The organism is Neobacillus sp. NPDC097160 (assembly GCF_044762155.1).
Classification (GTDB): Bacteria; Bacillota; Bacilli; order Bacillales; family Cytobacillaceae; genus Neobacillus.
This window is the reverse complement of the sequence record NZ_JBIWDU010000002.1, coordinates 144,853-158,842: the sequence shown is the minus strand read 5'-3', so window position 1 is coordinate 158,842 and position 13,990 is coordinate 144,853. Positions and strand designations below refer to the sequence as shown.

Below are 13,990 nucleotides of genomic sequence, written 5' to 3'. Positions count from 1 at the left end.
AAAATAAAGGGTGTTAAAATGAACATTACACTCGATTCACAACTTATGTTGGTTCCAGTTGATATTCGCAAAGATAAAAAACACTATATTATTGAAGATAAAGCTTCAGGTGAGTTTTATGAAATGCCAGAGGTTTGTATTGAAGCAATCAATTTAATGAATCAAGGTGAGCATTTAGGTGAGATTGAGAGAAGACTTAAGGGGAAATATCCTATGGATGAAGTTGATCTTCTAGATTTTGCTGAACAGCTTCTTGAGTTGAATTTGATTGATGAAATTGAGGGTGTCAAGGTTGAAAAACAATTTCGGCCAGAGGAAACCTTAGGCTTTTTATCGATTTCTCCAAAGTTAGGAAAATTTTTCTTTAATAAGTTTTCATATCCTATATATATAACTTTATTCGCAGCAAATATCGTCCTTTTCATTATCAATCCTTCCTTATTTCCTCACCATGAAGATATATTTGTTTTTGATATTATGGTACTAAATGTGATTTTATGGATGACGTTTACATTTTTACTTGTGCTAATCCACGAGTTTGGGCATATTTTGGCAATGAGAGCTTATAATTTGCCAACAAAATTAGAGATTGGTCATCGTTTATTTTTTGTTGTCTTTGAAACGGATATGTCATCGATTTGGAAACTATCGCCTAAAGATCGGAATGTGTTATTTTTAGCAGGCCTTTGTTTCGATACGGTAATCCTTTTCATTTTTCTAATTTGTCAATTAGTTATTCCAAATGGATTTATCTTGGGATTATCGACACTTGCTGTTTTTGATATATTTATGCGAGTAGCTTTCCAATGCTGCTTTTATATGAAAACGGATCTCTATTTTGTCTTTGAAAATATCTCAGGCTGTTATAATTTGATGGAAAATGCTAATCAGACAATTCGCAAATGGTTCCCGTTTCTTAAAGATCCGTCTAAGGATGAAGTCGAATTTGCAAGCGAAAGAAAGACGATTTTCTATTATGCCATTTTCTGTTTTGTTGGGGTGGTATTAACTATTTTCTTATATGCAAAATTTTATATTCCGGAAATAATCCATGCTGCAAAACTGCTGCTACCAGGATATTTTAAATCACCAACAAGCCTTGTTTTCTGGGATGCTGTGGTTTTCTCATTGCAGGTCGGCATCTTCCTACTGTTGCTGTTGAATTCCTGGCGTAAAAAATACCTCAAAACTTAATTTGTGACAGGGATTTGTCTAAAATAATTTTTCTAGGGGTTTTTTCCCCCGAGGATGGGGGAGTTCCCCTATTAAGATAACACTTCGGTTTTTCTTACAATAAAGGTAAGAAAACGGAAGTGTTTTTTTTATAAGGAGGAGCATGAAATGCAGGCGAATACTTCAACAACTAAAAAACCGGGAAGCTCTGTCAATGATGCATTTGCATCCCATTTTGCGAAATCAATGTTTCTAACAGTTGTCGGACTACTGATCTTAACTTTTATCGGAACAAGAATGTTCACACATGTCGATTTGAATCTTTATGGATATATGGTTGGAACCATTGTGTTTATCGGAGGATTTTTCTACCGATTTATCGCCTGGGGCGAAAGACCGCCAACCAAAATTTTTATCAAAAAAGGATTAAAGCTGCTTTTTAGAAAAAGCACTCCTAAAACAGCTGTAAATCATTTAGCGATTTACGATTTCATTCGCAATCGTGGAATTTACCGCTGGGTACAGCATATCTTAATCGGCTGGGGCTGTGTACTTGCTTGCTTAGTCACGTTCCCACTCGTGTTCAGCTGGATGTATTTTACGATGGAAGACAATGGTTACTATACAATCGTGTTATTTGGAATGAATGTCATGCATGTAAAAGCTGATGGCATTATCGCCTGGTTTTCCTACAATGCCCTTAACATCGCCGCAATTATGGTTACGGCAGGCGTTTGCATGGCGCTTTACCGCCGTTTGAAAAATATGCAGGCCAGATCAGAGCAAAAATTCATGTATGACTTCTTACCACTTTACCTGTTACTGTTCATTTCGATTACTGGACTTTTATTAACGTTCCAAAACGTTGTGTTACATGGCTGGATGCAACCGCAGATGTCACTGATCCACCAATTTTCCGTCATTGTGACGTTAATCTATTTACCATTCGGAAAGCTTGCGCACATTCCTTTCCGTCCAATGAGTGTTTTTGCAAGAAATTACCGTGAACATTATGGGGAACAACATATGAAAGAATGTAAGGTATGCGGTGAACATTTCGTATCTGTGGAGCAATCAAATGATGTCATTCAAGTATTAGGTGTAAATGAGATAGATTTTAATATGCAAGATGGCTTTAATCTTGCTGAATTATGCCTGCCATGCCGCAGGAAATACCGGATTTCAAGATTCTCAGGATTCGCGACGCATCAAGTGAAAGTCAAGGAGGCAAACCAGAATGCAAAGGGATAAGTTTTTTAAAGAAATCGAAAATGTGCGTCATCCAAATGAAACTCTCGTAAAAACACACTGCAGCTATTGCGGGATGCAATGTGGGATGAATTTACGTGTTAATACAAAGACAAACAAAATTATCGGGGTTGAGCCTCGTTATGACTGGCCGGTTACCGTCGGAAAAATGTGTCCAAAAGGGGTTACCGCTTACCAGCAAACGAACCATGATGATCGCTTATTAAAACCACTAATTCGTGATGATGCCTCACTTAAAGGAACAAAAGAGGGCTTCCGTGAAGCAACATGGGAAGAAGCTTATGAATTAATCGCGAAGAAATTTTCTGAGCTTCAAGGGAAGTACGGAAAAGATACATTGTCTGTTTTCAGTGGTGTATCGATGACAAATGAAAAGTGCTATTTAACAGGTAAATTTGCGCGGGTAGCAATGCAAACACGCTACATCGACTATAATGGCCGTTTCTGTATGTCGAGTGCGGCTGGTGGCTTCCTTCGTTCTTTCGGAGTTGACCGTGGTTCGACATTACCATGGACAGATCTTCATGAAACAGATTGTTTATTCATTGCTGGAAGCAACACTGCCGAGTGCCATCCAACTTCGATGTTCCGCGTTTGGGCAGTACAGGAAAGAGGCGGATACTTAATTGTTGCCGATCCTCGTGAAACCCCGATTGCCAGAAGAGCGGATGTTCATTTAGATTTAAGACCAGGAACAGACCTAGCTCTTGCAAATGGAATTTTAAATCTATTAATTCAAAACGGCTATGCCGATGAAGAATTCGTAAACAACCATACAAATGGTTTTGAAGAAACTAAAGAATTAGTGAAAGAATTCACACCAGAATATACAAGTGAAATTACTGGTGTTGCACCTGAAAAAATCATTCGTGCCGCTGAAATATACGGAAAAGCACCAAATGCCGTCGTGATGTTTGCCCGCGGAATCGAGCAACAGCATAAAGGGGTCGACAACGTATCTGCTTATACAAACATGGCGTTAGTAACTGGAAAAATCGGCCGTCCAAAATCAGGGGTTGCCACTTTTACTGGTCAAGGAAACGGTCAAGGCGGCCGTGAACATGGTCAGAAGTCAGATTTACTACCAGGCTACCGGAAAATTACCAATCCAAAACATGTTGAAGAAGTATGTCAGGTTTGGGGTATTACACCAGAGGAAATGCCACATCCAGGTGTTTCAGCATATGAAATGTTTGAATTGATGGAACAAAAAACGATTCGAGCTATGTATCTTCTTTGTTCCAATCCAGCCGTATCAGCACCAAACTTAAACTTTGTCCGTAAAGCAATGAAAGGTTTAGACTTCATGGTTTGTGCCGACTTTTACCTTTCCGAATCAGCGGAATTTGCTGATGTCGTACTTCCAACAGTTACGTGGTCAGAAGATGAAGGTACAGTTACAAACCTAGAAGGACGGATTATTAAAATAAATAAAGCCCAAGAGCCGCTTGGCGAATCAAAGCCTGATTGGCAGATTCAAGCAGAGCTTGCAGAATACCTTGGAAGAGGAAAGTATTTCTCTCATTTAAAAACAGCAAGAGATGTTGCTGATGAGTTCCGTTTAGCATCAAAGGGCGGTTATGCTGATTATTATGGTGCAACATGGGATAAAATCGACAAGCAAGACGGCGTGTTCTGGCCTTGTAAAGATGAAAACGACGAAGGAACACCGCATATGTTTTTAGACAAAAAATTCTATCATCCAGATGGAAAGGCAAAAATTTGTGCCCTTCCGTACCGTCCGCCAGCAGAAGAGCCTGATGCAGAATATCCATTGCGCTTAACAACTGGACGTGTCGTTTATCACTATTTATCAGGGAACCAAACTCGCCGAATTCAATTTTTACGCGATATGTGCCCTGAACCCTATGTTGAAGTTCATCCGGAAACAGCGGCAAAATATAACATTGAGCATGAAGAATATGTGCGCCTATTTACACGTCGAGGCGAAGCAGAATATAAAGTGAAAATTACAGAAGCCATAAGAAAAGATACAGTCTTTGTTCCATACCACTTTGGTCACGACAAATCTATTAATCTCTTAACGATTGCCGCACTTGATCCAATGTCACGGATGCCGGAATTCAAAGCATGTGCCGCTCAGATAGAAAAACTGAAAATAAAGAAGGTGCAGTAAATGAAAAAGAGGCTTTATTTAGAACTTGAAAACTGTATAGGATGCCGCTCTTGTTTAGCGGCTTGTACACAGTGCGGAGGGCATGAGGAGCGTAACCGTAACTATGTTTACGATGTGAACCCGCTTGTTAACCGTCAAACGATGCCTCTCATGTGCCTTCACTGTGTGAATCCGGCTTGTGCACGAAGCTGTCCGGCTCAGGCAATCCAAATTCACGAAACAGGTGCTGTGCTTTCAGCGCTTGTGGAAAAGTGCATTGGCTGCCAAAACTGTACGATCGCTTGCCCGTATGGTATACCGAAGTTTGATACAGAGCAGAATCTAATGTATAAGTGTGATCTTTGTATCGACCGTACAAAGGATGGCATCCCGCCAATGTGTGCGAGCGTATGTCCATCGAATACATTGCAATGGTTAACGGATGAAGAAATAGAAGCGAAACAAAAGCAATTTAATTTAGATAATGGTAAATGGGTAACAAGCATGTCTTACTTAGAAGGCGAAACTAACGTTAAAGTGAATCTCCCTGGTATCCTGCAGGGCGTCACGAAATTGTTTTAGGAGGGATTAACATGACAGATAAAAATAATAAAATCCCGTTCAATGAAGATAACTATACACATAATATCAATCGCAATAATGAAAGAAAGCTAGACCGCCGCGGGTTCATGAAAACCTTGGTTGGTGCTGCGGGAGTTTTCGCAGTGTCCTCCCTTCCATGGGGAGTACTGGCGGCAAAAGAATTAAACGGACTTGGGGATAAAAAATATCCGAAACATAAAATTACTGATGTTAGCGCATTGCCAATCGGTGATGCCGTGGATTTTGCCTTCCCAGGAGAGCATGACAGTGCCATTCTAATTCGGCTTTCTGAAAATAAATACGTGGCCTATCAAAATGCTTGTACCCATCTTCGCTGCCCGGTTTTTTGGAAAAAGGATGAGCAAGAAATGCTTTGCCCATGCCATCACGGGAAATTCGATGTTGAAACGGGTGCACCTACAGCAGGTCCACCAAGACGCCCGCTTCCGGAAATCCACGTTAAGGTTGAAAACGGTGCTGTGTATGCCGTGGGGGTGAAACGTTATGAAGTTTAGTTATGTACCTGTCGCGCTCCTTCTTGCTGTGTTAATGTTAAACATTATTTTTACGCAATATATGGTTCATCAATACTTTTATGAAAATTATACAAACACAATCATTGCTGCTGTCATCAACGTTATCTTATTTCCGACGGCCTTCCTTATTTATAAAAAAGGTGTGAATGTTAATGACTAGTGAGACCTATATTGATTTTTGTTTTGTACGGCCAGAATCAGGCGGTTTTGCAGCGGAAATTGATGAATTATTGAAACAAACCTTTGCAAAAAAACGGCTGAATTGGTTTCTCGAAGAAAAAACAATCGATGGCGCCCAGATGGTTGTGGCTGAAATTAAGGGAATGAGCGACTGGGGTTCAGAAGAAGAAACGATTCAGTACATCGAGGAGAATGCCGGAGAGAGGTTTTGGGAGTATTTGCAGGGATATAAACTGTTCATCTATCCTGCCAAGAGAGGATGTAACAGCTGTGGAACTCATTAAAGTAGAAGATGTAAAGCGTTTTATTGGTGTACCGGTGGAAATTATCATTCATGATGAAGAGGGAGGCGATCAGGCGCCAGCCGTGATGAAAACAGTAAAAAAAGTCCAGCTTTGTCCTGACAACACCCACATTCGTTTTTATTTTGATGATTTTTATTTTCTCGCAGTGCCTCGTGCAAGTCGTGTAACTAAGACTGAAAAACAATGGTCTGCATCAGACCCTGAAAGTGGATTAACTTATACTATAAGGAAAGCGTAAGCCCCTAGGCGCAGAAGCTAGACAATAATAAAAAAGGTTCAGGTCTTTTAATTAAGAACCTGCCTTTTTTTTTAGAAGGAAGGTGGATGTAAAATGGATCATTTGCACACTAAGCAGATCAGCTCTTATATTATTCAATCCCAGGAAGAAGAAATTAAACGGATTGCATTGGAACTTCACGAAGGTGTCGGCCAAAACCTGTACAGTATTTTAACAGGCTTGCAGTTTGTAGAATCAACAACAAAAGAGCCAAATATGAAAAATTATGTGCGTGAAATGGAATCGCTTATTGAAAAGACCATTCAGGAAATCAGGCTGCTTTCTGTTGAATTGTATCCGCCTGCATTAACAAACCTTGGTTTACTTCCGGCAATGAAAAGCTATATTAGGTTATATACTTCGACATTTGGCATTCTGGTTGATTTAGAATCGACAGGTGAGGAAAAATTAATACCAGAGCGTAACAGGATCGCTGTTTTCCGTGTTTGCCAGGAAGCCCTTGCGAATATTGCGAAATATGCTGACACATCAAATGTGAAAATGAATTTTTTCTGGAACAAAGCTGAATTGAAAATTACGATCCATGATTTCGGTCAAGGATTTCAACTAGAAGAACATAATGATCAATATCATTCATCCGGTATTGCGGCAATGAAAGAAAGAATGCTTCTAACTGGCGGGCAATGCACCATATCATCTAAAATAGGGGAAGGTACATCTATTGAACTATATCTACCGTTTTAGAAATTAAAGGAGAGTTAAAAATTGATAAAAATCCTTTTGGTTGATGATCATGCTGTTGTTAGAAGCGGATTAAAAATGCTGTTGAATACGATTCCTGAAATGGAAGTAGTCGGTGAAGCCTCAGAAGGAAATGAAGGAATAAAGAAAGCTTTAAGGCTCGAGCCAGATGTTGTGGTTATGGACTTAAGTATGCCGCATGGAAAAGATGGATTGTCGGCAACGACAGAATTGAAAAAATTAAAACCAGAAATCAATATTTTGATTTTAACCATGCACGATGATGAGGAATACTTATTCCGTGCAATTCAAGGTGGAGCATCTGGCTGTATTCTAAAAAGTGCACCCCACGATGAATTAATGTCGGCCATCGAGTCCGTGGCAGCAGGTGATGCCTATCTTCATCCCTCAGCACAGAAGCGGTTAATGGAAGAATATTTGGGCAGCCTCAAACAAGATGGCAGTGATACGTACAATCTCTTATCTGATCGCGAAAAAGAAGTTCTAACACTAATAGCTAAGGGTTATTCTAATAAGGAAATAGCGGAGCAGCTAATCATTAGTGTGAAAACAGTTGAAACCCATAAAGGCAATTTGATGGAAAAACTACAAATGAAAACCCGGCCCGAATTAGTGGAATATGCCGTTAAAAAAGGGTTGTTAGGTTATGGGATTTAAGGGGATTTACGTGGGATGAAAGAGATTAAGGAACTTGAAGCAGTTACCGAAGTGTGTCACAAGTTAATGACTGTGGTGAAGAGCGATTTTGTCGCTCTTGCATTCCAAAATGAATCTGGCCCTGATGTCAGATGGCTTTATGCAACTGGCAATTTAAATGATAAGTACCAAAGAATAACGGTCCGTTTCGGGAAAGGTATTGCTGGGAAAGTTATCTCAAGTGGAGGTCCGATGATGATGACAAACTTTCCGCAGGATATTTTGGGAAAAGTGACCGATTATCCAATCGCACTTGCTGAAAAACTTGTGTCCTCATATGCGGTTCCTTTATTTTTCAATACTGTTCCTAAAGGGGTATTGCTCGTAGGAAAAAGGGTGAAATATTCTTTTACCGAGGAGGAACAGGAACTGGTAAAGGAAGCTGCGTTATCCTTGGAACAAATAGTAAAAGAGCATTTATAATGTTGCGGGGGATGTATTATGGATAGAGAAATTCAGCAAACAAAAAACGAACTGATAGATTATAAATTTGCCCTTGATGCATCATCGATTGTCGCCATCACTGATTCACGGGGCATAATTACATATGTGAACGATCAATTTTGTCATATCTCCAAATATTCACGGGAAGAACTATTGGGACGGGACCATCGGATTATCAATTCCGGTCACCATTCTAAAAATTTTTTTAAAGAGATGTGGCGAACAATTGGTAGCGGAAACGTTTGGAAAGGTGAAATTTGCAATCTGGCAAAGGATGGAACTTTTTATTGGGTTGATACAACAATCGTTCCATTCTTAACCGAAAAGGGGAAGCCCTATCAATATTTAGCGATTCGCTATGAAATTACAGAAAAAAAACTTGTTGAGCAAGAATTACAAAAGATGATGACGACCATCATTGATGTGCAAGAAGAGGAACGAAAGCGCTTGTCCCGAAATTTACATGATGGAATCGGTCAGAATCTTTATAGTCACCTCATAACCATCAATCGGCTACTTTCTGAAATGGAGCATCCATTACTAGAGCAGATGCAAAAAGAAGCGACACAATTAATTGAAGAAATCCGCGAAATATCCTGGGAGCTGCGTCCATCAGTTTTAGATGACCTTGGTTTAGTACCGGCCATCCGTTCTTATTTATCCCGCTATTCAGACAACTACCATATTGATGTTTATTTTGATTGCGTATTAAACCGCCGCCTTGATATCAGTATTGAACTGACGATTTATCGGATTATACAGGAAGCGTTAACGAATATCCGAAAATATGCGAATGTTTCAGAGGCAATGGTCATGGTAAGGGAGATAGACGATGTAGTCAGAGTTCTGGTGGAAGATCATGGGAAGGGGTTCGACATGAAAAATCATTCTCCTGGTGTTGGGATTTTCAGTATGGATGAACGGGCACGATCAGTCGGAGGCGAACTTTCGATTTCCGCCTCACCAGGAAAAGGCACAAAGATAATATTAGAAATACCAATACCGTATAAAAATTAAAAAGGGTGTCAGGCACCATATTGGTGCCTGACACCCTTTTTCTATAGTTTAAAGGAGCTCTTTAAACTAACAATTCGATTGAATACAAGCTTATCGACTGTTGTGTCTTTTGGATCGACATTAAAGTAGCCGTGTCGGAAGAATTGGAATTTTTCCTGTGGTCTGCTCTCACGCATGTTTGGTTCCACAAAGCCCTGCAGCACTTCTAATGAGTTAGGATTTACATAGTCAAGGAAAGTTTTCCCCTCATCACTATCCTCTTCTGTTTCGTCCAAAATTAACGGTTCGTATAAGCGGAATTCAGCAGGAACTGAATGGGTTGCTTCTACCCAATGAATCGTTCCTTTCACTTTTCTGCCGGTAAAACCAGTACCGCTTTTTGTTTCCGGATCATATGTGCAGTGCAGCTCCACTACTTCGCCGTTTGCATCCTTAATGAAATCTTCACATTTAATGAAATACGCATTCTTTAGGCGAACCTCATTGCCTGGGAACAAGCGGAAATATTTTTTTGGTGGTTCTTCCATGAAATCATCTTTTTCGATATAAATTTCACGGGAAAATGGAATTTTCCGCATGCCCATTTCCGGATTTTCCGGATTAATTTCGGCATCTAATAGTTCAATTTGGCCTTCCGGATAATTTGTGATGACAACCTTTAATGGGTTAATCACACCCATCGTTCGAGGAGCTTTTAATTTCAAATCTTCACGGACAAAGTGTTCGAGCATTTGCGAATCAACGGTACTGTTGTTTTTCGTAATTGCTGTTTCACTAACAAAGGCCCGAATTGATTCAGGAGTAAACCCTTTTCTTCTCATCCCGGAAATTGTAGGCATCCTTGGGTCATCCCAGCCATCAACATATCCTTCATCTACCAACTGCTTAAGCTTCCGTTTGCTCATAACGGTATTGGACACGTTTAAGCGGCCAAATTCGATTTGCTGTGGTGTGTTCTCCATTTCAGTTTGTTCCACAACCCAATTATAAAGGGGACGCTGATCCTCAAATTCAATCGTACAAATCGAATGAGTGACCCCTTCAATCGCATCCTCAAGAGGATGGGCAAAAGCATACATCGGATAAATGCACCATTTATCTCCCGTATTATGATGTGTAGCATGGGAGATTCGGTAGAGGACGGGGTCACGTAAATTGATATTTGGTGAGGCCATATCAATTTTTGCCCGCAAGACCTTTTGACCGTTGGCGAATTCACCTTTCCGCATTCGGGCAAATAAATCAAGGTTTTCCTCAATGGTTCGATCGCGGTATGGGCTATTCTTCCCAGGCTCTGTAAGCGTGCCGCGGTATTCACGGATTTCGTCAGCTGATAAGTCGTCTACATATGCCAGACCTTTTTTAATTAATAGAACAGCCTTGTTATACATCTCCTCAAAATAATTGGAGGCAAATAATAAGTTATCCCACTCGAAACCAAGCCATTTTACATCTTCTTTGATCGAATTTACATATTCGATATCTTCCTTTAACGGGTTGGTATCGTCAAAGCGTAAATTGGTTTTTCCATTAAAATCATCTGCTAAGCCAAAATTGATAATAATCGATTTTGCATGTCCAATATGTAAATAACCGTTTGGCTCCGGTGGGAAGCGAGTTACGATTTCTTGGTGCTTTCCTGATTCCAAATCTTTTATCATAATATCTTTAATAAAATTTGATGTTTGATTGTCCACCCTGTTCAACCTCTTTTCACAAATCTCTATTACTTATAAATAACATAAAAACTGATATTTTTCCATTGTTCCCAACAAATCATGAACAAAACAGGCGTAATATGAAAAATTTTCAATTTAATCATTGGTAAGTGAGGAATAAAAAGGCTAAAATGGTATCTTGAAAGTAATAAAAGAAAGAGGTAGTGAAATGATTAACTTTGCTACAGTGGGAACAGGGTGGATTACCGAATCCTTTATCAAGGCTGCAAGTCTTAGCCAACAGCTGCATTTAGCGGGGGTTTATTCGCGGACAGAGGAAAAGGCGAAACAACTTGCCAATCAATATAACGTACTACATTATTATTCGGATTTGAATGAAATGGCAAAATGCGAAGAGATTCAGGCAGTTTATATTGCCTCTCCCAACTCTGTCCATTTTGAACAAACCATAGCCTTTTTGAAAAATAAAAAACATGTCATCTGTGAAAAGCCGATTTTTTCAAATACAGCTGAATTACGAGAAGCTTACCGGACGGCAGAGGAGAATGGTGTTTACTTATTCGAGGCGATTCGAAATATCCATACGCCCAATTTCCATATTTTAAAGAATAAGCTGCAAATGGCGGGAAAGCTTAGAAGCGCTATGCTGCCGTACATTCAATATTCATCAAGGTATGATTTATTTTTACAAGGGGAGGAGCCTAATATCTTCTCTGCCAAATACTCAGGCGGAGCGCTCGTTGATTTAGGTGTTTATCCACTGTATTTAGCGGTTGGATTGTTTGGGGAGCCGAACAAGGTTTCCTATCATCCGGTGGTGTTAAGAAGCGGTGTCGATGGAAGCGGAACGCTGTTGCTGGATTATGAAGATTTTGTTTGTACGATTCTATGTTCAAAAATATCTCACTCCGTTCTCCCATGCGAAATTCACGGGGAGGGTGGAACCTTTGTCCTTGAAGACGCTGCGCCAATTTCGGAAATTAAATTCATTGATAGCCATACTAAGGAAAGTAAAATATTGAGTACCACTCAAGAAGAACAAAACATGGTGTACGAGTGTATGAATATGGCTAAAATCATTGAAACGAAAAATAATGACGAGTATAAACAGCTAAAAAAATGGAGTGAAATCGTCCTTCGCATTACAGAAGAGGCAAGGAAGCAAAATAACATTATTTTTGACTCAGAGAAATAGAAAAGATTTTACAATAATAAAAAAAATTTTTGACAGATTTAAGTTGCTTATGTGACATCTTTATGAAATGAATCTTCTCGATGATTTATATCACATACCCTGTTTTTTACGTTATTTATAGTTAAGGTAACGAAAGAAATGGAGGAAACGGTATGAAGTCAAAAGCTTGGTATAAAAAACAGTTGAAACGAAAGCCAATACAAATCACAAGATATACCGTTCAGGCAGTGTTTCTGTTGTTTTTATTATATGTAGGTCTGCAGTTTTATCAGTTTTATCAGCATTTTGAAACGTTTGGAAAGACGCCTTTTACCGAAAGGCCATCTGCGGTGGAAGGATTTTTGCCAATCAGTGCTTTGGTGGCGCTGAAGGTTTGGCTGACGAGTGGTGAGTTTGATGTGATTCACCCTGCAGGACTCGTGCTGCTCGCATTTTTTGTTGGGGCAGGCATCCTTCTTCGTAAATCATTCTGCAGCTGGATTTGCCCCGTTGGAACAGCGAATGAATTGATTGCCTGGCTTGGCAGGAAAATATTTAAAAAGAACTTTGACATACCTCAGTGGCTTGTCTGGTTTTTAACGCCAATAAAATATGTCTTACTATTATTCTTTATAGCTATGGTAATTCAAATGGATACATTTAGCGCAAAAAGCTTTCTAGTGGATCCCTATAATAAAGTTTCCGATGTAAAAATGTTATTGCTTTTCCTTAACATTGGCGGCTTTACCTTGAAATTTATTATTGTCATCTTTATCCTATCGTTATTTTTTAGAAACTTTTGGTGCAGGTTCCTTTGCCCGTACGGTGCCTTGATTGGTCTCGGTTCCATCTTTAGAATTACCAAAATCCAGCGAAATGAAGATACCTGCACAAACTGCGAAATGTGTACAAAGGTTTGTCCGCAAAGATTACAAGTTCATAAGGTGGAAAAAGTAAATTCGCTTAATTGTTCAGCATGCATGTCGTGTGTCGAAGCCTGCCCGGTGAAGGATACCTTGAATATGACAGTTGCCAATAAAAAGGTCAATAAATGGTTCGTTCCTGTTACCTTCTTTGTTCTGTTTTTCATCGTCATCGGGATCGCAAAAATGACAGGCCACTGGGATACGATCATTTCCTATCAAGAATGGAAAGAATTGATTCCAGAGGCACGGTATATAGGGCATTAGACAAAAATCCATTTGCAAACTCTTAATGACTGTAGAAATATTTGCAAAAGTTCAAAATTAGTTATTGTAGGAATGGACACAAATTAGTATTATAGTACTATAGGGAATATTTTACTATTTTTACTTTTTGAGGAGGAAAAACACGTGGCTAAAAAAGTTGATGAGTATTCTTTACCGGAGCTAATGAATAGAATTGAGGAAATCTTCAATGCAAATCCAGGACCCATTCAAGGGTTTGAAGCAATTGTACAGTACGACATTCACGGTGAGGCGGAAGGTACATACCAACATTTTTTTCATGATGGAAATCTCACGATTAAAGAAGGAATAGAAGCCGCTCCTACAGTGACCATGGCATTATCCTATGATAACTTTAAAAAATTCCTATTGGGAAAACAGAGTGGCGCTGTGGCATTGTTGACCGGAAAGGTTAAGGCAAAAGGCGACATTGGTAAGGGTATGAAAATCGAAACCATACTAAGAAAATACAATATTAGGGAACCGTTTTAGGCGATTTTTACCAAATATAATAGAATAATAAAAATAGCACACTAGACAATGTGTGCTATTTTTATTGGGTCAAAAGATATAAGAAGAATCGCCCTTTC

16 protein-coding genes are annotated in these 13,990 nt (G+C 39.4%); 15 read left to right on the top strand and 1 reads right to left on the bottom strand.

What is annotated here, in order from left to right; translation table 11 throughout:
• Nucleotides 1-18: 18 nt before the first annotated feature.
• The 12 genes from ACIQXV_RS02720 (at nt 19) to ACIQXV_RS02665 (ending at nt 9,339) form a co-directional block, all read left to right on the top strand.
• Nucleotides 19-1,194, top strand: a complete 1,176-nt coding sequence (locus tag ACIQXV_RS02720; protein WP_402955698.1) for a hypothetical protein — start codon at nt 19-21, stop codon at nt 1,192-1,194.
• Nucleotides 1,195-1,341: 147 nt separating this feature from the next.
• Entirely contained in the window at nt 1,342-2,424 is a 1,083-nt protein-coding gene (locus ACIQXV_RS02715) for a hypothetical protein (RefSeq protein ID WP_402955696.1), read from the top strand.
• The gene (locus ACIQXV_RS02710) at nt 2,411-4,579 is read left to right on the top strand and encodes a molybdopterin oxidoreductase family protein (RefSeq protein WP_402955694.1); all 2,169 of its coding nucleotides are present in this window, start codon (nt 2,411-2,413) and stop codon (nt 4,577-4,579) included. Before ACIQXV_RS02715 ends, ACIQXV_RS02710 begins: the two co-directional genes overlap by 14 nt.
• Nucleotides 4,580-5,140: a 4Fe-4S dicluster domain-containing protein gene (locus ACIQXV_RS02705; RefSeq protein ID WP_402955692.1), complete on the top strand. Its 561-nt coding sequence runs from the start codon at nt 4,580-4,582 to the stop codon at nt 5,138-5,140. It abuts the gene before it with no gap.
• An 11-nt stretch (nt 5,141-5,151) separates the two neighbouring features.
• Nucleotides 5,152-5,676 (top strand): Rieske (2Fe-2S) protein, encoded by a 525-nt coding sequence (locus ACIQXV_RS02700; RefSeq protein ID WP_402955690.1) that lies wholly within the window; start codon nt 5,152-5,154, stop codon nt 5,674-5,676.
• Nucleotides 5,666-5,857 carry a hypothetical protein gene (locus tag ACIQXV_RS02695; RefSeq protein WP_402955688.1) on the top strand — a complete coding sequence of 64 codons (192 nt, stop codon included), beginning with the start codon at nt 5,666-5,668 and terminating at the stop codon, nt 5,855-5,857. Before ACIQXV_RS02700 ends, ACIQXV_RS02695 begins: the two co-directional genes overlap by 11 nt.
• Nucleotides 5,850-6,161, top strand: a complete 312-nt coding sequence (locus tag ACIQXV_RS02690) for a hypothetical protein (protein WP_402955686.1) — start codon at nt 5,850-5,852, stop codon at nt 6,159-6,161. The genes ACIQXV_RS02695 and ACIQXV_RS02690 overlap by 8 nt, the downstream gene beginning before the upstream one ends.
• Nucleotides 6,148-6,420, top strand: a complete 273-nt coding sequence (locus ACIQXV_RS02685; RefSeq protein WP_402955684.1) for a hypothetical protein — start codon at nt 6,148-6,150, stop codon at nt 6,418-6,420. The genes ACIQXV_RS02690 and ACIQXV_RS02685 overlap by 14 nt, the downstream gene beginning before the upstream one ends.
• Before the next feature lie 93 nt (nt 6,421-6,513).
• On the top strand, nt 6,514-7,164 hold the full coding sequence (locus ACIQXV_RS02680; RefSeq protein ID WP_402955682.1) for a sensor histidine kinase: 651 nt from the start codon (nt 6,514-6,516) through the stop codon (nt 7,162-7,164).
• Between the two features lie 21 nt (nt 7,165-7,185).
• Complete coding sequence (locus ACIQXV_RS02675) at nt 7,186-7,839, top strand: response regulator (RefSeq protein ID WP_402955680.1); 654 nt, start codon at nt 7,186-7,188, stop codon at nt 7,837-7,839.
• A 15-nt stretch (nt 7,840-7,854) separates the two neighbouring features.
• Nucleotides 7,855-8,301 carry a GAF domain-containing protein gene (locus tag ACIQXV_RS02670; RefSeq protein WP_402955678.1) on the top strand — a complete coding sequence of 149 codons (447 nt, stop codon included), beginning with the start codon at nt 7,855-7,857 and terminating at the stop codon, nt 8,299-8,301.
• 18 nt (nt 8,302-8,319) lie between these two features.
• Entirely contained in the window at nt 8,320-9,339 is a 1,020-nt protein-coding gene (locus tag ACIQXV_RS02665) for a PAS domain-containing sensor histidine kinase (RefSeq protein ID WP_402955676.1), read from the top strand.
• Nucleotides 9,340-9,380: 41 nt separating this feature from the next.
• On the opposite strand, the gene ACIQXV_RS02660 is transcribed toward ACIQXV_RS02665, so the two are convergent.
• A complete protein-coding gene (locus ACIQXV_RS02660) occupies nt 9,381-11,036 on the bottom strand; it encodes a glutamine--tRNA ligase/YqeY domain fusion protein (RefSeq protein ID WP_402955674.1) in 1,656 nt (551 codons plus the stop codon).
• Nucleotides 11,037-11,226: 190 nt separating this feature from the next.
• Between ACIQXV_RS02660 and ACIQXV_RS02655 the strand changes: the two genes are divergently transcribed.
• From ACIQXV_RS02655 to ACIQXV_RS02645, 3 genes are all read left to right on the top strand, one after another.
• Entirely contained in the window at nt 11,227-12,213 is a 987-nt protein-coding gene (locus ACIQXV_RS02655; protein WP_402955671.1) for a Gfo/Idh/MocA family protein, read from the top strand.
• A gap of 152 nt (nt 12,214-12,365) precedes the next feature.
• On the top strand, nt 12,366-13,382 hold the full coding sequence (locus ACIQXV_RS02650) for a 4Fe-4S binding protein (RefSeq protein WP_402955668.1): 1,017 nt from the start codon (nt 12,366-12,368) through the stop codon (nt 13,380-13,382).
• Nucleotides 13,383-13,526: 144 nt separating this feature from the next.
• Nucleotides 13,527-13,892 (top strand): SCP2 sterol-binding domain-containing protein, encoded by a 366-nt coding sequence (locus ACIQXV_RS02645; protein ID WP_402955665.1) that lies wholly within the window; start codon nt 13,527-13,529, stop codon nt 13,890-13,892.
• The last annotated feature ends 98 nt before the right edge of the window (nt 13,893-13,990 follow it).